Genomic DNA, 21,373 nt, shown 5'->3' with positions numbered 1-21,373 from the left:
AGCGGACGAACCACGCCCATCTCTCCCGCCACGAAAGGGAGTTCATGCCCACCCACCCGAACTAAACGATCACGTTCGGAAAGCGGATGGCATCTCAGAGCGAGCAACCAACCAACAGCAGACCCATAGACACCACAACAGACCGACAGCACTCAAACCGCAAACCTGTCACCACGCACACCACAGCAACGTCAGCAAAAACCCGAAAGACCAGACACCCACCAGCAACAACACCAACTGACACCCACGCGGCCACCAACTGACAAAACGCTGCCGCCCATCAATCAACGAACCAGCGCAGCTGGCCTCTCCAGCGGGAAAACCGCAGGCCACACACACGCAACTACCCGTTTGCTTACTGTAATTCCGTGGGAGTGTTCATGCTTCTACGCGCAGCCAGGTGTTGCCTGTGCGGAGCCAGAGGGAACCGTCGCGGCCTTGGCCGCAGCGCATGACGACTCGACCGGGCACCCGCAACCGACGGCGGCTGGTTACTTCCCAGGTGGTGCCGTTGAGCTCGGCACGTGTGAGCTCAACGGACCGCTTGTTGTGGTCTCGGCGAGTGAGTACTGCCCTGCTGCCGCGGACCGCAAATCCGTCCGGGTTGGGGACGGGGCTGTGGTAGCTGGCAACGTCGCCGGTGGACGGAGTGATCCGTGTCAGGAAGGTGCCGCCTCGGCTGCTGCCGGAGTACCAGACGAGCCATACCTGGTCGTTCTCGGTCGCGGCGGTGCAGCCTTCCAGTGGGTGGTCGGGTAGCCGGCCCTTGGGCGTCCAGGAGGTCTGGCCCTGGGTGTTCCAGCCCGCGAGGCCCGCTGCTGACTCGGGGTGGCCGCCGTAGATGCCCTCGTCGCCGTAAGCCGTCCAGATGCCTCCATGGAAGTCGGTGACCAGGGCGGGTATGTCGTCACCGATGCAGAACTCGGCCTCAGGTGTACCTGATGGGGAGAACACCACGGCGTTGGGCGCCCAGGGGCCCTCGGTCTCGTTCCGGAACGTACGGCCGCTCACCAGCAGGAATCGGGAATCCGGGAGCAGGGCCAAGTGGCTGGGCCGGATCCGAATGTCCTTCACCAGGATGCGCCGCTCTTCCTGTCCCGTGACGGTGACCAGCTCACCCGTGAACGGGACTTTTGGCCCCCACCCGATCCACCCCTTGATGTAGCGGGTGTGATCAAGGTATCGCCGGTGGACCAGCAGGATCGCAAGCTCCCCGGCGGGCCCGACGCTCCACCAAAGGGCTCGGTGTCCCCGCACGGCGTCAGCAGTGGGAAGTCGCCACACGTGGTGTATCGCGGCATCGGAACCAGCAGTCACGGGGCGGAAATTCATGAGCAGTCGCCTCTAGGACTCCGGGAGCCAAGCAGCCCGAAGAGCACTACCCTACCGGCTGGTGGCGTACGGGAGCGCTGCGATGCGGGACCAGTTGATGCTGCTGGGCCGTGATCCTCAGGTGGTGGGTCTGGCGTGCCGGCCGCTGGCGTTCGTACGGTGGGACGGAGAGCGGGCTTCTGCAACTGGCCGCTCGTCTTGCTGGCGGGAGGCACGTGCTCGTTGTGTGCCTCGGTCCGGGTGGCCTGCCACGCCGACTTCAGGGCACCGGGAGGCCTTCGCCGCGGATCGACTCAAAGTGCGACCAGGTGCACCGGTGCGCGGCTACAGCCATCCCGGCAGGCGCCTGGCCACCGGTGCGGGCGCTGTAGATCGAGCCGGCCTCGCCCTGGCGGGCCTGGCCGGAGCGGGACCCCAACGGCCATCAGCCGCCTCCCCGCACACCGAGCCAGCCACACTGCCCGCCACACGCTACGCACACGACAGACCCTTCGGGGGAGACGACCGTCGCCACCCACTGCGACGACTCCCATGTCGCCCCTCAGCACCCCTCCCGTCGCACGGGACCTGCTCTCTCCTCGGCCGCATAGTGCCGGGCGACCGATCACGCTGCGCTGGGAGCCGCTGGTACGGGCCGTCTCCTGTGTGAGCGCCTGCGTGCTTGGGTCGACGACCTCCTCCTCAGGTGAGCGGGTGCGGGCGGCGGACGCTAGGAGCAGAATCGAGGTATGCCGTTGATCGTCGGGATCCACGGAATGGCGCAGCAGTTCAGCAGCTCGTACGAACTCGAATCGTCCTGGTTCAACGCGCTGCGGGGCGGTTTGGACGTGGCCGGCTGGGACATCGTGGCCGAGGCGTTGGCCGACAAGGACCTGCGGGTGGCGTTCTTCGCGGACCTCTTCCGGCCGACCGGTGCGATGCCGGTGGGCGAACCGGCCTACGGCCCGGACGACATCCGGCCGGGTCTTGACCGCGACTTGTTGACGGTGCTTTATGGGGCTGCGCTCGAAAGGGAACCCGACCTGGCCCCGCCGGAGGGCGCCATGCGACTGGATCGGGCCGCCACGGCGTTCATGCTCAGGCAGCTGTTGCGCTCGCGCACCTTCGCCGGCGTGGCGGAGCGCGCGTTCATTGGCAACCTCCGGCAGGTATCGGACTATCTCACCGACCCGGCGACCAAGGGCGCCGTGCTGCGGCGGCTCGGGAAACGGGTCGGTAACGACACCCGGGTGCTGATCGGCCACTCGCTCGGCTCGGTCATCGCCTACGAGTACCTCTACCGCTCCCGCCCGGCCTCGATCCGGCTGCTGCTGACCCTCGGCAGCCCGCTTGGAATGCCCCATCTGATCTTTGACCGGCTGAGCCCGGCGCCGGTCAACGGCCTCGGACCCTGGCCGGGTGACGTGCCCACCTGGGTCAACGTCGCCGATCACGACGACATCGTCGCTCTCCGGCCCGAGCTGGCTGGTCTGTTCCCTGGGCCACCGCCCGATGGCCAGGTCGACGACCGGCGGGTGATTAACGATCCCGCCCATCCGCACGCCGCGACGAACTACCTGAATGCGCGAGAGACGGGAAGTGCTCTTGGACATGTCCTCGGCCAAGGGGTTCCCGGGGAACAACCCCAGACCTGAGCGGCCACCGCCGGTGTTGCTTGCGGCCGGTACGGGCTCCTACGACCATCCCGGCCTCTCGCACCTGCCCAAGGTACCCACATCGCTACGGACGGTCGTCACGGAGCTCGGTCGGCTCGGGATCACGCCGGTGGCCAGCGATCCGCCATACCACCTCGACCCCGAGCTTGATCCTCTGAAGCGAGCCATCGGTGATGTCGCCCGCGCCCACCCCCTCGTCATCGTCTACTACTCGGGCCATGGCGCCCATCCGGACCGCGATCACTACTACTTGATGGTCCGGGCATCAAAGCCCTCGATGCTGCTCACGTCGGCGCTATCCGTGGCGGACTTGCCCGTCCTGCTGATGCCTCAGGACGAGGATGGTGTGCCTGAGCCGGAGCAGCCGGAGGTGCTGCTGATCATCGACTGCTGCTTCGCCGGCAAGGGCGCGGAGGAAATCGGCGACGTAGTGAAGTGCTTCGGCAATAAACGCGTGTGGGTCTTGGCCAGTGCTGGCGGCCTGGAGTACGCGAAGGACGGCCGGTTCGCCGACGCGCTGGCCGAGGCGCTGCAAGAGCCGCTGGCTGGGGCCAGCATGCCGTACCTGGGTCTGGAGAGCATTTCGTACGCGATCAACGTCATCCTGGGTACCGAAGGGCAGATGACGCGCCACTTCCTGCCCCGTGAAGGGGGCATAGGGCTGGCGCCGTTCTTCCCCAACCCGATGCACGAACCCGGTGTAGCAGGACTGACCGTCAGCGAGCAGCACTGGATCTCCCGGCTGCACGGCGCCCCCGAAGCCACGACCGGCTTCTACCTCACCGGCCGCTCGGGCAGAGTCAGGGCCGCCGTCGACCTCGTCGAGTGGCTGACCGCCGCCGGGCGCAGCGGCCTCGCAGTGGTCACTGGCAGTCCGGGATCGGGGAAGTCCACGCTGCTCGCCCTGCCCGTCCAGCTGAGCCGACCAGGGGGCCGTGAGCAGTTGCTGGGCCCCGGCGGGACGGCACGGAATCTGCTGGTGTCCCGTGCTGCGGGGCTTGTTCCCGTCGATGCCCCGCTGATCGCCGTGCACGGCCACGGGCTCAACGCCGACCAGGTCGCCCGGGAGATCGCAGGCCAGCTTGGCCGCCGGACCGACAGCGCGATCGGACTGTTGCAGGACCTGGGCACCGTCCCGGAGAGGAAGGAGTGGGCGGTCGTCGTCGACGCCATTGACGAGGCCACCGGGCCCTGCTCCCTGTTGGACGGACTGCTGGTGCCGCTGGCTCACCGGCACGGCCTGCGTGTCGCCCTTGGAACCAGGCGCCACCTCCTCGACCGGATCGGGCCGACCGACTTGTCGATCGATCTGGACACCGAGCCCTTCCTTGACCCCGAGGCGCTGGTCGAATACATCCGCGAGCTGCTGCTGGCCACCCACGAGCCGGACGTCTCGACGCCCTACCGGTCAGCCGCACCGGAGGTGGTGGACGCCGTCGCCCGCACGCTCGCCGACCGGGCCACCACCGCAGTGGCGGGCAACCAGCGGGCGGAGTCCTTCCTGGTCGACCAGTTGCTGGCCCGGTCCACTCGCAGCCGGCCGTCACCCGCCGACCTCGCCACCGCCCACTGGCGGGCGCGCCTGCCAAGCACATTGAGCGAGGCCTTCGAGGAGGACCTTGCCCGCCTGACCGACAACGTGCCGGTGGCGCACGCCCTGCTGCGGGCGCTCGCCTGGGCCAACGGGCCCGGGCTGCCCTGGGAAAACATCTGGGTGCCAGTAGCACGTGCCCTGGCCGGACCTGCCACAGAAGAGACGGTGACCGACCACGACGTGCGTCGGCTCCTCGACCGGGCGGGCGCCTACATCGTAGAAGACGTCGGGCCGGGGCAACGGTCCGTCTTCCGACCCGTGCACCACCTCCTCACCACCCATCTCCGAAGCCTCCCGGCCGCCACGGCACCGGTGAGGAGCCCGGAAACGGTTCAGCAGGTCATTGCGGACGCCCTGGTGAACACCGTGTCGGGCTATGGTGAGGGACACCGTGACTGGGCCTCCGCTCACCCGTACCTGCGCACCTACCTCGCGCTGCACGCCTCCCAGGCCGGGGCCACCACCTTGGCGGACCTCACCCACGAGGTGGGCCTGCTCGCCGTCGCTGACCCAGTCACACTGACACCACTGCTCCCCCCCACCGTGGCCGAGTTGCGTGACGCCGCCAGGGTCTACCGGCGTGCCCGGCCGTTGCTCGGCTCCAGGCCCGAACTCAACGCCGCCTACCTGCAGGAGTCGGCGCTCGCCCTGAGCAGCGATCTCGCCGACTCCCCCACCGGTCTTACCCCCGTCTACCGGACCCGCCTGGCGGCCGTCACCTTCGACGACAGCCTGCTGACTCTGACTGCCCCCGGCGACGAGGTCACGGCAGTCGCGCTCGGCGCGGCACCGGACGGCCGTCTCCTGCTAGCCGCAGGCACCGTCAACGGCCGGGCTCAAGTATGGGATGCACAGACTGGTTCTTCAGTCGGGGAGCCGCTCATCACGTTTAGCGGAGTTGTCGGCCGCGGCCGTCCAGCAACCACCGCACTGGCCTTTGGACACACTCACGACGGACGCCTCCGGCTGGCCACTGGCAGCGCGGCCGGCACCGTACGGATCTGGGAGCCGGACACTGGTGCGCTGCTCACCGAGCCCGCCTACGCTGGCCGCTTGGTGCGCTCGTTGGTGTTCCTCCCTCCACCGGATGATCGAATGCTGCTTGCCGCCGCAGTCGGACACGCAGTGAACGTGTGGAACGGCGCTAGCGGAGACCACGTCGCGGAGCTGACGGGCGCAAGCAGTCTGACCGAGCTCGCCGTCGGACCGGCACCGGATGGCGGCTTTTGGCTCATCGGAGCAAGCCCAGGTGAGAAGAGCGACGACAGCACGGTGCTGCTTTGGAGGTGGACGAATGCGGGCGATCTGTCAACCGCCAGTCTGGTAGCGGACCACCAATACGCTGGCCGGGTGGCAGCGGTCGGCGTCACTGCCGGCACACTCCCAGCATGCGTGTGTCTTGACGAGACCGACGAGATGCAACTTTGGAACGCAGCCAACGCCACCCGACTCGGCAGGCCGGTCCCCCTCACCGAAGAGGACTGGACGCCGCATGAGGAATTCGGCGAGACCTCTGAGGGCCAGTGGCTGGTGGCATACCAAACTCGTGACTTCGCAGTCCAACGGTGTGACCTGCGTTCTGGCAGCACGATCAACCATCCCCTCCTTGGGCACCGAGGGCCGTTGAAAGCGCTTACGTTCGGCGCAGCGCCGCACGGACCTCTCCTACTCGCCACCGGCGGTGCGGATGGCACCGTGCGCCTCTGGGACCCGGCCAGCCGACCCTTCCACCGCGGGGATCCAAGGCCCATGAAAGAAGCGGTTCTCGGTTGCTCGGCGGACGGGCCGATTCGTCTGGCCTCAAGGGACGACTATGCACGCGTGCGCCTATGGGGTCTGGAAGGCAGTAAATGGGCGGGGCTCCGGCTCATTCCCCACCGCCTGTTCGAGCCCGTCGAACTCGGCACCGCGTCGTCAGGGCGCCTTCTGCTCGCCAACAACGAGTCTTGGAAAGGCGGCAGACCGTGTCTGTGGGATGCGATTACAGGCTCCCCAGTCGAGTTGGCGCCCACGCCCGCCGGCGCACGCGTCTGGCTCCAAACCGCCTCGAACGGTCGTCTGTTGCTCGGTAGCACGATGGGAGCGGAATCGAGGTACCAGGATCCGATCAGCGGCGCAGTCCTCTGGGATTCCGCTTCTGCTACCGGCATCAGCCGCACGAGGGTGCCCTCGTTTGAACGCGGCACTCGGGCCGAAGAACGCTTCCTGCTCGTCGACTCGCTGTACGACGAAGTCCGCGTACAGGATGCCGTCAGCGGCGCGCTGGTCTGCCGCACCCACATGCACTACTCGATCTCCTCGACGGCACTCGCCACGGGGCCGGATGGCCGCCTTCTGCTCGCCGCTGGCACGCCGTTCGGCGGGATAGCCGAGCGACCGTGGCCGTCGCCGGTCCTGCTGTGGGACCTCACGGCGGATCCGGACGAGCCGCCGCATGCATTCGATGGCCACAAGGACTGGGTGTCCTCGGTGGCCTTCGGTACCCTGCCCGACGGCTATCCGTTCCTGGTCTCAGGCGGGGAAGACCACACAGTCCGGTTCTGGGATCTAATCGCCCTGCGCCCTCTGGCCACCCTGCATCGCCGATCTCGAGTGCGGGCCGTGGCCGCGCTCGGGCCCCTCCTCGCGATCGGCGACGACGAAGGACTCGCGGTCATCGAGCTCGACAGCTCCTTCCTGTCTCAATGAAGCCTTTGTGGCCGGCAGGCCAGCCGCGGCCGTGGCAGTGAAGCAGTCATCGATGACGGTGGCCAGATTCAGCCGGCCCTGCTTGGTGAGGGCAGGTGCTGATGCTTGATCAAAGAGGACTTGAGGCGAAGCCAGCCGTCGAGGGGAAGATTGCGGCTAGACCGGTTGGATCGGCGGGGTCACGCTACCGGCCGCCAACTGCCGCCCTGCCTGGGCTGGAGCGGCGGTTGGTCGCATGCACGGCTGCCGCGGCGGGCCTGATGTGCCGCCCTGCAATGAGCCGGTCGTTAGTCCTGAGCAAGTCGGCTCGGACGGGCTCGGGACGTGGCGCCAAGTCGCCGCCATGGCCCGGTGTAGCGGGCTCCGCAGCCGGCGCAGCGGGCTAGGTAGAGCGCGGAGGCGGGGGTGTGGGCGGCTGCAGGTACGACGGTGTAGCAGCGTTCCTCGACGACCGTGATCAGGGCGGGCCAGGGGGTGGGGCAGGTGCAGCCTGCGTCGGTCATGTGGGATCGGTGTCCTCCCGGCTCTGGTAGCGGCGACTGTTGGGCTGGCGTTCGATGCCCCGGCTCACAGCGGCGACGTCCTGGTCGGTGTAGGCGGTGCGGATGCCGGAGACGGTATAGCCGCTGGCCTGGGCCAGAGGCTCGAGCTTGTAGGGACGCTCCCCGTGGAACTCACGGCCATAGGCGAGCAGCAGACGGATCTCACGGTCGGCTGCTTCCTTGGCCGCCCGAGCGTTGCCGAGTGCGACGAGCAGGGGATCCTCCTCCAGGCCGTCGCACTGGGCCTGGAGGTCGGCCGCGTACTGCTCTCGCTCGGCAGCGGCCTGCTCGCAGGCGTCGACGAGTTCTTCGATCTGGTCGTCGATGCAGTGGTCGGGATGGTGGAATCCCCCGACGGCGTCATCGACCTTGAGGCGGTACACGGCCTGGCTCAGGACGCCGGGGGTGGCATCGATGTTGACGTGCGTCCATGCCGGTGGCGGAACGAGTCACCTTCGGGCCCGAGCGCGAGCTCGCGGCCGGACGACGATGTTGCGATCCTCGGCCGTCCCCACCAGCACCCCCTTGCCTCTTGTCAGCTTCGCACGCCCGGTTGCGATCCTCGGTCGTCCCGAAGGACGACCGCCACCAGGTTCGGCACGACCATGTCGTAGGCGACGCTGGAGTTGCGATCCTCGGTCGTCCCGAAGGACAACCGCCACCGGAGTAGGTGAGGTTCAGGCCGCCGCGCCACTGGACGTTGCGATCCTCGGTCGTCCCGAAGGACGACCGCCAGGACATGCTGCTCGGCAAGCCCGTCCTGACCGACCCGTTGCGATCCTCGGCCGTCCCGAAGGACGACCGCCAGCGTGGGCAGGCCGCGGAGGCGGTCGATGGTGGGACCGTTGCGATCCTCGGCCGTCCCGAAGGACAACCGCCAGCGCCGCCGACACGGCCAACCTGCTGCCCGAACTGCTCGTTGCGATCCTCGGCCGTCCCGAAGGACGACCGCCAGCGGCCACGGAGACGCTCCCCGCCTACGTGACCGTGATGTTGCGATCCTCGGCCGTCCCGAAGGACGACCGCCAGCGGAACAACCGAGGCGCAGCCGACACCCGGCCCGCATGGTTGCGATCCTCGGCCGTCCCGAAGGACGACCGCCAGCGCCGGGTACTCCGCCCAGTCGTTCGGGGATGAGGGGTTGCGATCCTCGGCCGTCCGAAGAGCAACCGCCACTCCTGTGCGCCCGCCCACGGGTCCGCTTCCACGTCGTTGTGATCCTCGGTCACCCTGAAGGGCGACCGCCACGGCAAAGGCCGTTTACGAGGTGCTGGCGATGCACGTGTTGCGATCCTCGGTCGCCCCGAAGGGCGACCGCCACGTGTTGCCACCCTTGGTGTACACCCACGTCTCGTCGTTGCGATCCTCGGTCGCCCCAGACGGTGACCGCCATCGGGAGCTTATACTGGTGGCGCACCGGGTGGCCGGTGTTGCGATCCTCGGTTGCTCCGGAGAGCGACCGTACGCGCGGTTCTTCCGGCGCCGGCCCGAAGTTGCAATCCTAGGTCTCCCCGAAGGGCGACCGCCATGCTGGAGCAGCTGGCTGCGGAGCGTCTCGGGGACGAGGTTGCGATCCCGGTCGCCCCAAAGGGCGACCGCCACGGTCGCCGAGGTGGCGCACCTGCTCGACGCGCACAAGTTGCGATCCTCGGCCGCCCCGAAAGACGACCGCCAGAGCGCGCCGAGCCCGGCATCGCTCGCTGTGAGACCGTTGCGATCCTCGGTCGCCCCGAAGGGCGACCGCTACGACCGGTGTCCGTTGCCGGGTTCGCCCGGACTGGCTGTTGCGATCCTCGGTCGCCTCGAAGGGTAACCGCCACGTTCACCAGCGGTCCGCGCTGCTGGGTGAGGCTGTTGTTGCGATCCTCGGTCGCCCCGAAAGGCGACCGCCACACGTAGCGCAGGCCCTTGAAGTCTCCTTGAGCGTCGTTGCGATCCTCGGTCGCCCCAGAGGGCGACCGCCACGGCGCCGCGGACGACGTCCCAGACCTGCCCCTTGTTGTTGTGATCCTCGGTTGCCCCGGAGAGCGACCGCCACGTGGCCGTCTTCGAGCCGGACCGCGACGTACTTTCCGTTGCGATCCTCGGTCGCCCCGAAGGGCGACCGCCACGTCGACTTCGACGTCGGGTGCGCCTGCCTTCGCGGGTTGCGATTCTCGGTCGCCCCGGAGGGCGACCGCCACCCGGCGGCTGGAAACCCTGGTCGCCCTGCTGTCCACGTTGCGATCCTCGGTCGCCCCGAAGAGCCACCGCCACTCGTGGGTGACCTCGTAAACCTTCTGGTCATGGTCGTTGCGATCCTCGGGCGCTCCGAAGGACGACCGCCAGGACGCCACTGTCCCGGAACACTGTATCGATCGGTGGGACCTTCAGTCGCTGCCCGTCTCACTAGACGGCGGGTTCGATTCCTCGTTGGGGGTGGTAGGGGCCTGTCCACTCGTATAGATCACCGGCGATTTCGACAGCGTGTCCAGCCTTGATCGCTGTTTCCAGTTCTCGTTGTGGGATGGATGCCATGTGGGCCTGGAGTGTGCGGTAGGTCTCGGGGGTTGGTATCCCGCTACGGAGTTGTTCGATGGCATTTTGGGCGGCCTGCCGGTCGTTCTGGTTGAGCTGGGAGCGGATGGCGACGATGGCTACGGAGTGCTCGTTGTCGATCATGCGCATTCTGCGGGCGGTTTCCGGGTAGTCCAGCTTTTCTCGCAGTGCTTCGATGGCTTCTCCGGTTGCTCCGTTGGGGTCTGTGGAGGAGCGTCCGGCCTGGAGTCGGTAGCGGTGCTGGTAGTAGGAGCGCAGTATGTCCAGATCGTCTGGGGCTGCGAGGCCCTTGCCGAAGCGGCGGGATGCTGCGGCGATGCCGCATCGGTTGTAGATCGCTTGTGGCTGGAGACCGTCTGTCGGTTCGAAGATAGTCATGATGCTGTCTTCGGTCGGGCGGTGCCCTTCACGGTTGATGCGCCCGGCGGCTTGCTGTTCGGACTCTGGCAGCGATCTGGCGCGGTATCCGCGCGGGAAGTCGAGGTCGACGCCGGCCTCGATCAGCGATGTCGACACCAGCAGTGTGTCCAGGCCGGCGTCAAGGCGTTGCTTTGCCGCTTGGATGGTTTCTCTGCGGTGGCCGCCGGTCATGCGGGTCGACAGGTGCAGGGTGCTGGGGTCCTCGTCGCGGTCGCCAAGCCAGACCTTGTGCACGTGGTTGGCGTCTTTCGTTCCGTTGACCACCATCAGAGCCTGGCCGTGTGTTGTGGCCTCTGCGGCGATGCTTTTGAGGGTCGCCTCTGGGCCGGTGCGCCAGTCGTACCGGACCCGGCGGAGCCGCTGGAAAAGCGGCGCGGGGTTGGCGACGATGTCGCGCTGTGGCAGGCCGGTCTGCCAGGGGTTCAGTGCGGTGAGTTCCGGTTGTGTGGCCGAGGACAGGACCAGGGTCACGCCGTAGTGCTCGACGAGCTCCCGCAGGCCGGACAGGATCGGTGTCAGTAGGGTGTCGGGGAGGGCCTGTACCTCGTCCAGGACGATGACGGAGTGGGCGAGCCGGTGCAGTCGGCGGGTGGCTGACGGGCTGTTGCCGAACAGGCTCTCGATCAGCCGGACCGTGGTGGTGACGATGAACGGGGCGTCCCAGTTCTCCGCGGCCAGTTTCGCCCACCGGTTAGGGTAAGCGCGCCTTTGGTCTTGGTATACGTCGCTTGAGGTGCCCGATGATCGTGGTGCGTGCCGTTCAGGCGCCTCGAAGTTCACGGCGGAGTGGTGTTCCAACACCGTCCGCGGCCCGTGTTCTGGATCCAGCAGGCTCCGGTAGACAGCCGCATTCTGCTCCGTGATCGAAATGAACGGGACCGCGACGATGACGCGCCGCAGTCCGTGCAGCGCGGCATGTCGGAGTGCGAATCCTCCGCCGGCGAAGGTCTTGCCGGCGCCGGTCGGCAGGTGCAGCCGGTACACCCCCGGCTCGCCAGCCGCGGTTTCGATCGCCTCCTGATAGACCTCCTCTCGGAGCCCGTCCAGCCACGAGGGCTCCTTGCGGCGTCGACGCTCGGCAAGGGCCTCCTGGCGGCGGGTCTCGTACCGCTCCCACAACTCCGGCATGCCCGCACCCGGCCGGGGAGGTGGGCCCGGTCTGAAGTGCGCGGTGGTGTCCAGCCGGTCGGCGTCGACCACAGCCGAGTAGGTCATGCGGACCAGCATCTCCACGCTGATCCTGTTGCACGGGTCGAGCCAGTCCGGGACAGCCGGGCAGGTTCCGTCAAGGATCTCCGGCATGACTTCGGCGACCCGGCTGATCGCCTCGTTGACCTTTCCGGAGTCCCGCATCAGGCCCTTGAGCCGGACACTGAGTTCCGACCAGGCGGACAAGCCGGTGTGGTGTCCCTCGATGACGCCGGCGAACGGTGTCAGTACCGGATGCTGCCGGGCTACTTGAGCGAACAGGAACGCCCCGGCGTCATGGTGTGCGGGGCGGCGGACCTTCCGGCCGGTTGTGGCTTCTTCGATCAGGCCGTCCTGCCAGGCGCACGCACCCTTGCCGGTGTCGTGGTCGCGTCCCAGCCTATAGGCGAGTTCTCCGCCTCCCCATGGCTCGGCGAAACGCCGGGCCAGTTCGCCGGTGCCTCGGGCGTGGTCTTCGTACCAGTGCCAGACGCCCCGACGGCCCGGTGAGTGGGCTACGAGCCTGCCTGCTGGGGCTGGCATACGTCCCGATATCTCATCAAGTGCCTTTTCTGCAACCATACTTGACTTACCATCACTTATGCGTTGAGATCCGACTAGATGACCGTAGTTCACTACCGGCCTGCGTACCGAAGGTCGTGGATCGGGGCAGTGCGACGACGCTATCCGTCAGCACTGACAACGGGCCGAGCCAGCTAGGACATGAGGCGGGAAGGTGCATGATTTCTACACAATCACGACAGCGTGGAGAGAGGGCTGACCGGCCACTTCCCGTGCAGGTGGAGGCCTGGGGTCCGCTGGCATGCTTCACGCGTCCGGAACTCAAGGTCGAACGGGTCTCCTACCCGGTCATGACCCCGTCGGCGGCAAGGGGGCTGCTGGAGGCGATCCTGTGGAAGCCGGAGATCACCTACCAGATCGAGCGGATCGAACTGCTCAAGCCGGTGCAGTGGACCAGCTTCCGCCGCAACGAGGTCAACAACTCGATCATCACCAAGAAGACCTTCGAGGACCTGCGCGCCAACAACGGCTACCGGTATGACGTCGCCGAGGACCGCGGGCAGCGCGTCACCGTCGCACTGCGCGAGGTCGCCTACCGCATCCACGCCACCATCAACGCCACCGACCGCTGCACCGCGCCGCTGCCAAAGTACCGCGACCAGTTCGACCGCCGCGTCAAGCGCGGTGCCTGCTTTGAGCAACCCCACTTCGGGTGCCGGGAGTTCGCGGCGTTCTTCGGCCCCCGCGGATCAGCGCAGGAGGCCGGTGTCGTCACCGCCGCCGACCAGGCCGGCATCCCCCCGATCGACGAGATCGGGCTGATGCTCCACCACATCGAGTACCTGCCGAAAGGCAAGGAGCGCTACCACTGGTTCCGCGCCCGTCTTGAGCGCGGTGTTCTCCACGTGCCGGACCGCCCGCTCGCCCCCGCGCAGGATGGCCAAATGCCCGGGGCCGAGGGCCGCGCTTCTGCCGAGGGGACGGCCTGAAGTGCTCCTGCACAACCTCGTCCAGCACGCCGACAGCCGCGAGGACGCCGTCCCCGACTACTACCAGCGGCGTCCGATCATGTGGCAGATCGACCTTTCCAGCACCAGCGATGCCGAGCCGCTGATCATCGACCAGCGTCCCGGCAAGGGGGAAGAGCCGCGGAAGGTCACCGCCCCCTACACCGGCCGCTCCGGGAAGAACCCGCCGCCGTTCCTGCTCGCCGACAGCGCGCTGTACGTTCTCGGCCACCCCGGCCTGGTGAAGGGTGCGGACGATAAGAAGATTCCGTCGACCGACCAGAAGGACATCACCAAGGCCGAGGAGCGGCACACCGCCTACCGCGCCATGGTGACCTCCTGGTGCAACGAGCACCCCGGCCTTCCCCAAGCCCGCACCCTGGCCCAGTGGCTGGACAGACCCTTCACGCCGGACGACTGGCCCGAGGAGATGGATCAAGGGCACCTCGTCGCCATCAGCGTGGACGGCGAGTGGATCCACGACCTCCCCCAGGCCCAGCGCTGGTGGGCAGAAAAGGTCAAGAGCACGAAGAGCGGCAAGCCTGGCAAGGATCAGGAAGGCATCTGCCTTGTCTGCGGGCAAACGGGAGCGTTGCTGTCCACCCTTCCGGTCCCCGTCAAGGGCCTTCCCAACTCCGGGATGAACACCCAGCTGATCTGCCTCAACCAGCCCGCCCACTACCGGGCCGGCATCAAGCAGCTCGGTGCCACCCCCGTCTGCGTCGACTGCGGAACCAAGGCCGCCACCGCCCTGAATACGCTGCTGGCCGACCCCGAGCACCACACCCGCGCCGGCGACTCCGCCATCGTGTGGTGGACCCGCAACGCCACCACAGAGACCGACATGTGGACCCTGGACAACCCCGAACCCACCGAGGTTGCCCAACTCGTCGACGGCCTCCACCACCCCCACAAGGGACGTGACGCGCTCGCCGCCCTCGACGACGACGCCTTCCACGCCGTCACCTTGCGGGTGAACACCAACAGGGTCATCATCGCCCACTGGATCACCATCCCCGTCCCCGAACTCAAACAGCGGCTCGGAACCTGGTTCACCGACCAGCAGACCTGGGACGGCTGGAACAACACCTACCTCTACTGGCCCATCTGGCGCCTGGCCCTGGCCGCCGCCCGCTGGGACAAGCGCAAGAACACATACATCGACACCACCATCCCCAAGCATCTGCAAGCCGACCTGGCCAAAGCCGCACTCCACGGCACACCGCCGCCGGCCCATGTCCTGCCGGTCCTCATGCAGCGCATCCGCGCCGACCACCACATCGACCGGCCCCGCATCGCGCTGCTGCGCCTCGCCCTGACCCGTACGACCACCCGCCACAAGGAGCTGTGCGTGCCCCAGCTGAACACCACTTCGACCGAACCCGGATACGTGTGCGGACGGATCATGGCCATGCTCGAAGCGATCCAGCGCAAAGCCATGCCCAAGGTCAACACCACCATCACCGACAAGTACCTGACCACAGCCGTCGTCTCGCCCCGAGCCGTCCTCACCCGCCTCCGCATCGGCGCACGCCCCCACCTGCGCACCATCGCCCGCAAAAGCGAGCCCGCCGCCAAGGCCATGGAAAACCGACTGCGGGACGCCTTCGACCTGCTCGACACCCTCCCCGCCCACCTCAACGCCGAGCAGCAGGCCCTGTTCATCCTCGGCTACGAACACCAGCGCGCTCACTCCGCCCGAGCCGCAGCCGAAGCCATCAAAGCCCGCGAAGCCGGCAAGGAACTCGCCGCCGACCAGACAGCGGACGCCCTCCCCGAAGCGGCCGAAGACGCGGACACAACCGACAGCACCCTCTGGTAAGCGCCTCGCAGCCCCAGGACCGTCACCTCGGAAAGGAATCAAGCACAGTCATGACCGCCGCACACCTGGACCCAACCCGCAAGCACGACTACCTCTTCCTCATCGACGTCAAGGACGGCAACCCCAACGGCGACCCCGACGCCGGCGGCATGCCCCGCACCGACCCCATCACCAGCCAGGGCATCATCACCGACGTCGCCCTCAAGCGAAAGATCCGCAACACCATCACCCTCGCCCACCAGGGGCAGCCCGGCTTCGAGATGTACGTCGAGGAAGGCGTCGCCCTCAACCCTCAGATCCAGCGCGCCTACCACGAAGGCGGCACCACGGAAGGCGACACCGCCACCGCCCAGCAGTGGATGATCCGCAACTTCTACGACGTGCGCCTCTTCGGCGCCGTCATGTCCGTCGGCGACCAGAAGAAGCACGCCGGAAGGGCCCGCGGCCCCATGCAACTCACCTTCTCCCGCTCCATCGACCCCGTCACCCCGCTCGAGGCCGGCATCACCCGCGTCGCCCCGAACAAACCCGAAGACCTCGCCAACGGCAAGGTCACCGAGATGGGCAACAAGCACTACGTGCCCTACGGGCTGTACCGCGGCCACGGCTTCTACTCCGGAGCCCTCGGCACGAAAGCCGGCGTCACCCCGGAAGACCTGGCCGCCTACTGGCACGCCATGACCATGATGTTCGACCACGACCGCGCCGCCTCCCGCGGCGAAATGGCCATCCGCGGCCTGTACATCTTCACCCACGACGACGCCTACGGACGAGCACCCGCCCACAAGCTCTTCGCCCTCATCCGCATCAAACCGCTCGGCCACAGCGAAGCACGATCCTGGGACGACTACGCCGACCAGATCAACATCGACGAAGACAATATCCCCGACGGAGTCACCCTCACCCGACTCATCGACTGAGCCGACTCAAAAGCGCGGAACACGGCTCAGAGCTACGTACCGTTTCGAGCTACGGCTGAGGGTCGCAACGAACTCGATCTCGACCAAACTTCAGACGCCGTTGACCGCGGCGGTCGCCCTCAGGAGCGACCGAGGATCGCAACAACATTGAAGTGGACGCACTCAAGCAACTTCAGACGATGGCGGCTGCCTCCGAGGCGGCCGAGGATCGCAACATGGACTCCGGCGGGCACTGGCGCGATTCCGGCGCGAGTGGCGGTCGCCCTCCGGGGCAACCGAGGATCGCAACAACTACTGGCGCGTGCGTGCAATTATGGGGCGTCCGGGGGGCGGTCGCCCTCTGGGGCAACCGAGGATCGCAACGGGTCGAGGTTGACCACGCCGGACGCCACGTGCGCGGGTGGCGGTCGCCCTCCTGGGCGACCCAGGATCGCAACGGGTCCTGGACAATCCGCCAGACCACGTAGTTGACGATGGCGGTCGCCCTCCGGGGCGGCTGGGGATCGCAACGGTCTGGTCGTGCTCCTCTTTGCGGGCCGCCTCGCTGTGGCGGTCGCCCCCGGGGGCGACCGAGGATCGTAACAGCCCGGACCAGGTGGCGAGGTACAGGCCCAGGGTGGTGGCGGTCGCCCTCCGGGACGACCGAGGATCGCAACACCGACGCCGGCCTGTGCGAGCCCTGCGCCCGCCCGTGGCGGTCGCCCTCCGGGGCGACCGAGGATCGCAACATGGGCCGGACGCTGCTCGCCGACCTGGACGACTGCCCGTGGCGGTCGTCCCCCGGGACGACCGAGGATCGCAACGTCGTATGGGAGGGGTTGATCGGACTCCCCGGGCCCCGGTGGCGGTTGCCCTCCGGGCGGCCGAAGATCGCAACCAACTCTCCCGCGCCGACCTGCGCGGCGACGCCGACTGGCGGTCGCTCTCCAGGACGGCCGAGGATCGCAACGACCCTCACGAGCGCACCACCCGGCTGACGTTCATCGGATAGCGGTTGTCCTCCGGGGCGACCGAGGATCGCAACGACTACCGCAAGTGGCGTGGCAAGAAGGAGTTCATGAGTGGCGGTCACCCTGCGGGGTGGCCGAGGATCACAACTTGTCGTGCCGGGTGTGCTGCCACAGACGGCCGTCGTGGCGGCCGTCCTCCGGGACGACCACGGATCACACCGGCGGTTTCGTGTACAACAGCGACGCGAAGGCGCAAATGGCGGTCGCCCTCCCAGGCGGCCGTGGATCGCAACATCCACGGCATCACGTTCTGCGCGAGGACGTCCCACGATGGCGGTCGCCCTCCCGGGCGACCGAGGATCGCAACGGCAGGAGGTAGAGGATCTCGTAGCCGGGGCCAACGAGTGGCAGTCGCCCTCCGGGGACGGCCGAGGGTCGCAACTCAACGTAGCAGTCGACCTGCACCGCGTACGCACCCTGACGGTCGCCGTAAAGGGCGGCCGAGGATCGCAACATCACCGCCGACCCGACCACCGTCGGCCTGGTCGCGGTGGCGGGCACCCTCCGGGGCGACCGAGGATCGCAACGAAGACGTACCCACCGTCCTCAACGTCAACGGCGGGTGTGGCGGTCGCCCTCCGGGGCGACTGAGGATCGCAACGCCGGGCTGTACCCCGGGGCGTGGTGAATGAACCGGATGGCGGTCGCCCTCCGGGGCGACCGAGGATCGCAACGGGGTGGTGCTGTCATGACCCTCCGCCATGATGCCCGGCACCACGGCGGCGCAGCGCGCGCCAGAATGGGCTCTTGTGTCCGAGAAGAAGCACGATCAGCCGCCGCCGTTTGCCGCCGATGCCGTCGACATACCAGTCCTCTTCCGTGATGGCCCTGGCGGCCGGACCAAGGGCGAATGGCGTCGAGATGACCTGGCCTCCTGGCAGGCCACCCGCTTCCCCGACGTCGACGGGTGGTACCTGCCAACGACCACGTGGAGGGAGATCCTCAAGGCTGCCGTTGAGGTGGGCCGTGATCTGTCCGCGTGGCTGGATCGCCCGCACTACGCCTTGCGCGAGATCTGCGCACGGATCGCCCCTATGGATACCTACCTGGACCTCCACGATGGACCGAAGCTCCATCCAGGTAACTCGGGTCGTCGCCTGACCTCGAACGTCGTCCTGCAGGAAGGCACGGAGTCCAGCGCCCGCGGCGCCTTCGCCTACCGCATGGGCATGACCATGGCCGAGTGGGCCTGCCGCTCTCTGATGGGCCTGGGGCAGACCTGGCACATTGAGGATAAGTGGCCACTAGGGATCACCGATCCCGCTCAGCACACGAAGCCGGTCAAGGGACAGAAGAATCCACGGCCGGACCTGTGGGGCCGGCACGAGGGTGAGGACCGCCACTGGCTGATCGAGGCAAAGGGAGGCGACATCCGGCCGGGCCGGCTGAATCGCGGGTGGGAGCAGTTGAAGGGGGGTTGCACGGTGGTTCACCCCCACGGTCTCGATCACCGCCTGATCCTGTGCGGGACGGGTCTCCTGCGTCATGCCACCCCGAGGAACGACCTGTTCGTTACGATCCGCCACGAACATCACCCAGGTAGGCAGACCGGGCCGTCCGGCACTGCGCCCAATGCCTCGCCAGCCTCACCTGGGCCGTACTCCATGGAGGACAACCTCGAGGAGGACGAAAGCGGAGTTCGCCTCCTGGACGTTGCCCGGTCCCAAATGCTGCTCTTCCTCTCCCTGCGGGCCGTGGGGATCGCCTCCTCCTCGCGGCTCCGTCTTGTTCCCGTCGCCCGGAATCGCGCGGAGCGCCGGCGTGCGTCGGGCCTGCTCACCCTGACGGAAGACGATGAAGCGACCCGCCAACGCCGCGATGCGCTGCGTGGACGGCCCGGCGAGCCCTCCGACGAGCAGGCGCGGGAGGTCGGGCTGGAGGCGTTTCTCACAGCCCGCATGCCGGGCACGGAGGTCTCTCTCGGCATGTCCCGACGGCTCTTCGCCGCCTGCGAGTCGCTGTACTGGGCCGACCGGGACATCGCCGCGCGTATCCCAGGTCTGCGTGCCGAAGACGTGGGGGGCGCCGAGCTGCGCGAGGGTGAGATCGATCGAAGGGTGGAGGCCGCCAGGCGTGAGTACCGCGAGCGTCAGGACGACGCCCGGCCCCGCCTCCGGCGCCAAGTGCGAGACGCGTTCCTCGAGGCAGACCACCAGCCGTGGACGTCCCGGGTGGGCGAGAATCCGGAGTTCACCATCTCGCCCGGCACACTGGAGTCCACGACGCCGGAGACCTATCTGGCCGTGGACCCCGCAGACACCTTCCACCGTTGGCACTAACAGCCGCCCCAACGGCAACCGTCGTCCACGGCTCAGGGGCGCCTGCCGAGGGTCGGCAGCCCGGCCGAGGTGGCCCGCACGCTCCGGCCGTGACGGGCGGCGCGGCCGTCCTTGAGGATCTGGCGGGCCCGGGCGGCCAGGGTCTCGGCCGACGGTGGTCAGGGGGCCACCCACATGTACGGCTCCGGGGGCTCCGCGTCCATCCAGCCGCCCGGCCCCGAGCCCATCCCGCAGCAGCCCGCAGCCGGTGCCGACCTGACCGCTGGAACAGCACAGGGCGCCGCTCGGTCCATCACGGCCCGGCTGGTGGACAAGTTCCTCACCAACCCGCCCGACTGGCTCAGAGTCTTGTGGCACGCGCAGCCGCGGCCCTGGGAATAGCCATCGCAGCCGGGCAGAATCTCCATGGCAGGCCCGAGACCCCCGAAGTCATCGATGCCTCCGCACACCTGATCACCCGGCAGGTCGAGCGGCCCCTGGCGGGCCGGAACCACGATGACGGTGCGCAGACCGGGAACGGCGGTGCGCTCCCACCCCTCGCCTGGGTGGGAGCGCACCGTAAACACGGGTGCCGATCAGTGCGGCGGGGTTGCCGCCCGATGCTATCCGCGGCCTTGTCAGCGGCGGTGGTCACCACCGTGACGCTCGCCACCGCCGTCACGGTCGTGGCCGCCGTCACGGCGGTGGCCCCAGGACTCCTCGTCGACGAACCGGCCCCGGTCGTTGCGCAGCGTCGCGGTGTCCCGGTCGTTGTCCCACACGTAGTAGCGGCGGTCCTGGAACACGTCGGTGTAGGTGTCACGGCCTTCGCCCGTGTGGACGCGGACGGTTCCGCGGCCCTCCAGCCAGAAGTGGCGGAAGGTGTAGGTGTGGCCCGCCTCGTCCGACAACGTCCAGCCGTCCAGGTTCACCGCCCACCGGGTGGAGTTGGTGACATCCACCCACTCCCTGTTCAACGACCGGTTCGAGCGGTTGTCCCGGCCAGGCGAGTCGTACTGCACGGCGCTGATGTACACCCGGGCACGATCGCGGCCCGGGTGGTGGTCGGCGGCCGACGCCGGCAACGCCACCGCCCCCACGCAAGCAGCAGCCCCGGCTGCGGCAGCGGTCACACGGCGGGCGATCACAGAAACGGACACGAGGTCCCCCTTCACGGCCGTCACCACACCCCGAGCACCACGGCCAAAGCTGCAGCCGCCCCCAGAGGTGTGGTTCTGGTGTGTGGCCGGTCGGCCGCACATCCACACCGTGCAGTCCGAGTGCCGAAACTATGGGCGATACGCGACAGCTGTTACTGATTGCCCATATTCGCGTGACTGTCGGATGCACCACCCATCCACCGCCGCACGGCACACGGGTGACGTCCCCTCACCCCCGGCCGCCGCCTGGCGCCCGGCCCCGGACCACCGGTCCGCCACACCACGCCACCACACCGGCGCCTGGGCCGTCACCCGAAAGTGAGTAACAGCCACTGACCAGCGCCCAGGACACGCGCAGCACACGACCAGGGCGTGGCGCATCCGGCGAACGTGGCCTACGCGGACGGTGAGACCACGCAGAACGGCGAGTCCACTCCCCCACGCACCGCCACCCGAAAAGCCCCTGCGGCCACGCACGCGGCGGCGCGGGAGTGTCTAATCAACGGCGGATCTGACGAGCAGCTCGTTGCGATGCTGGTTGACCGGGCCCGGAACGACGGACTGCAGCTGACTGGCGAGGGTGGGCTGTTGCAGCTGCTGACCAAGCGGGTGCTGGAGTCAGCCCTGGAAGGCGAGATCACCGACCACGTCGGCTACGAGAAGCACGACCCGACTGGGAAGAACAACGGCAACAGCCGCAACGGCACCCGGGCGAAG

The 21,373-nt window shown here is 67.9% G+C and carries 14 protein-coding genes; 9 read left to right on the top strand and 5 right to left on the bottom strand.

What is annotated here, in order from left to right; genetic code table 11:
• Positions 1-378: 378 nt before the first annotated feature.
• The gene (locus ACWD3E_RS42065) at positions 379-1,257 is read right to left on the bottom strand and encodes a hypothetical protein (protein ID WP_451392754.1); all 879 of its coding nucleotides are present in this window, start codon (positions 1,255-1,257) and stop codon (positions 379-381) included.
• A gap of 803 nt (positions 1,258-2,060) precedes the next feature.
• On the opposite strand from ACWD3E_RS42065, the gene ACWD3E_RS42060 reads away from it, so the two are divergent.
• Together ACWD3E_RS42060 and ACWD3E_RS42055 are read left to right on the top strand one after the other, a co-directional pair.
• Complete coding sequence (locus ACWD3E_RS42060; RefSeq protein WP_451392753.1) at positions 2,061-2,966, top strand: hypothetical protein; 906 nt, start codon at positions 2,061-2,063, stop codon at positions 2,964-2,966.
• Positions 2,923-7,269 carry a hypothetical protein gene (locus tag ACWD3E_RS42055; RefSeq protein WP_451392752.1) on the top strand — a complete coding sequence of 1,449 codons (4,347 nt, stop codon included), beginning with the start codon at positions 2,923-2,925 and terminating at the stop codon, positions 7,267-7,269. Before ACWD3E_RS42060 ends, ACWD3E_RS42055 begins: the two co-directional genes overlap by 44 nt.
• A 287-nt stretch (positions 7,270-7,556) precedes the next feature.
• Here the strand turns inward: ACWD3E_RS42055 and ACWD3E_RS42050 are convergent, their stop codons facing one another.
• The 3 genes from ACWD3E_RS42050 to ACWD3E_RS42040 all read right to left on the bottom strand — a co-directional run bounded on the left by ACWD3E_RS42050 (position 7,557) and on the right by ACWD3E_RS42040 (position 12,539).
• Positions 7,557-7,772, bottom strand: coding sequence for a hypothetical protein (locus ACWD3E_RS42050; protein ID WP_451392751.1), 216 nt, complete (start codon positions 7,770-7,772; stop codon positions 7,557-7,559).
• Positions 7,769-8,194 carry a hypothetical protein gene (locus ACWD3E_RS42045; RefSeq protein ID WP_451392750.1) on the bottom strand — a complete coding sequence of 142 codons (426 nt, stop codon included), beginning with the start codon at positions 8,192-8,194 and terminating at the stop codon, positions 7,769-7,771. The genes ACWD3E_RS42050 and ACWD3E_RS42045 overlap by 4 nt, the downstream gene beginning before the upstream one ends.
• 2,005 nt (positions 8,195-10,199) lie before the next feature.
• Complete coding sequence (locus tag ACWD3E_RS42040; protein WP_451392749.1) at positions 10,200-12,539, bottom strand: CRISPR-associated endonuclease Cas3''; 2,340 nt, start codon at positions 12,537-12,539, stop codon at positions 10,200-10,202.
• Positions 12,540-12,697: 158 nt separating this feature from the next.
• Between ACWD3E_RS42040 and cas5c the strand changes: the two genes are divergently transcribed.
• The 6 genes from cas5c (at position 12,698) to ACWD3E_RS42010 (ending at position 19,898) form a co-directional block, all read left to right on the top strand.
• Entirely contained in the window at positions 12,698-13,468 is a 771-nt protein-coding gene (cas5c, locus tag ACWD3E_RS42035; protein WP_451392748.1) for a type I-C CRISPR-associated protein Cas5c, read from the top strand.
• Between the two features lies 1 nt (position 13,469).
• A complete protein-coding gene (gene cas8c / locus ACWD3E_RS42030; RefSeq protein ID WP_451392747.1) occupies positions 13,470-15,308 on the top strand; it encodes a type I-C CRISPR-associated protein Cas8c/Csd1 in 1,839 nt (612 codons plus the stop codon).
• A 50-nt stretch (positions 15,309-15,358) separates the two neighbouring features.
• The gene (gene cas7c, locus ACWD3E_RS42025) at positions 15,359-16,228 is read left to right on the top strand and encodes a type I-C CRISPR-associated protein Cas7/Csd2 (RefSeq protein WP_451392746.1); all 870 of its coding nucleotides are present in this window, start codon (positions 15,359-15,361) and stop codon (positions 16,226-16,228) included.
• An 841-nt stretch (positions 16,229-17,069) separates the two neighbouring features.
• Entirely contained in the window at positions 17,070-17,219 is a 150-nt protein-coding gene (locus ACWD3E_RS42020) for a hypothetical protein (RefSeq protein ID WP_451392745.1), read from the top strand.
• Between the two features lie 768 nt (positions 17,220-17,987).
• Positions 17,988-19,517, top strand: coding sequence for a gamma-glutamyltransferase (locus ACWD3E_RS42015; RefSeq protein WP_451392744.1), 1,530 nt, complete (start codon positions 17,988-17,990; stop codon positions 19,515-19,517).
• 174 nt (positions 19,518-19,691) lie between these two features.
• Positions 19,692-19,898 carry a hypothetical protein gene (locus tag ACWD3E_RS42010; protein ID WP_451392743.1) on the top strand — a complete coding sequence of 69 codons (207 nt, stop codon included), beginning with the start codon at positions 19,692-19,694 and terminating at the stop codon, positions 19,896-19,898.
• Between the two features lie 236 nt (positions 19,899-20,134).
• Here ACWD3E_RS42010 and ACWD3E_RS42005 read toward each other — a convergent pair whose 3' ends face one another.
• Positions 20,135-20,656: a lamin tail domain-containing protein gene (locus ACWD3E_RS42005; protein WP_451392742.1), complete on the bottom strand. Its 522-nt coding sequence runs from the start codon at positions 20,654-20,656 to the stop codon at positions 20,135-20,137.
• A 498-nt stretch (positions 20,657-21,154) separates the two neighbouring features.
• On the opposite strand from ACWD3E_RS42005, the gene ACWD3E_RS42000 reads away from it, so the two are divergent.
• Positions 21,155-21,373: transposase (locus tag ACWD3E_RS42000; protein ID WP_451392755.1), on the top strand; the 219-nt coding region annotated here is incomplete at its 3' end.

It is taken from the genome of Streptomyces sp. NPDC002676 (assembly GCF_053592455.1).
The sequence above is the reverse complement of the archived record's forward strand: the minus strand, read 5'-3'. Positions and strand labels throughout refer to the sequence as shown.

What these genes read in the sequence shown, in the direction of transcription:
- ACWD3E_RS42040 (WP_451392749.1), bottom strand. Translation starts at nt 12,539, where the DNA reads ATGGTTGCAGAAAAGGCACTTGATGAGATATCGGGACGTATGCCAGCC.
- ACWD3E_RS42010 (WP_451392743.1), top strand. Translation starts at nt 19,692, where the DNA reads ATGTACGGCTCCGGGGGCTCCGCGTCCATCCAGCCGCCCGGCCCCGAG.
- ACWD3E_RS42055 (WP_451392752.1), top strand. Translation starts at nt 2,923, where the DNA reads ATGTCCTCGGCCAAGGGGTTCCCGGGGAACAACCCCAGACCTGAGCGG.
- ACWD3E_RS42060 (WP_451392753.1), top strand. Translation starts at nt 2,061, where the DNA reads ATGCCGTTGATCGTCGGGATCCACGGAATGGCGCAGCAGTTCAGCAGC.
- ACWD3E_RS42050 (WP_451392751.1), bottom strand. Translation starts at nt 7,772, where the DNA reads ATGACCGACGCAGGCTGCACCTGCCCCACCCCCTGGCCCGCCCTGATC.
- cas5c (WP_451392748.1), top strand. Translation starts at nt 12,698, where the DNA reads ATGATTTCTACACAATCACGACAGCGTGGAGAGAGGGCTGACCGGCCA.
- cas7c (WP_451392746.1), top strand. Translation starts at nt 15,359, where the DNA reads ATGACCGCCGCACACCTGGACCCAACCCGCAAGCACGACTACCTCTTC.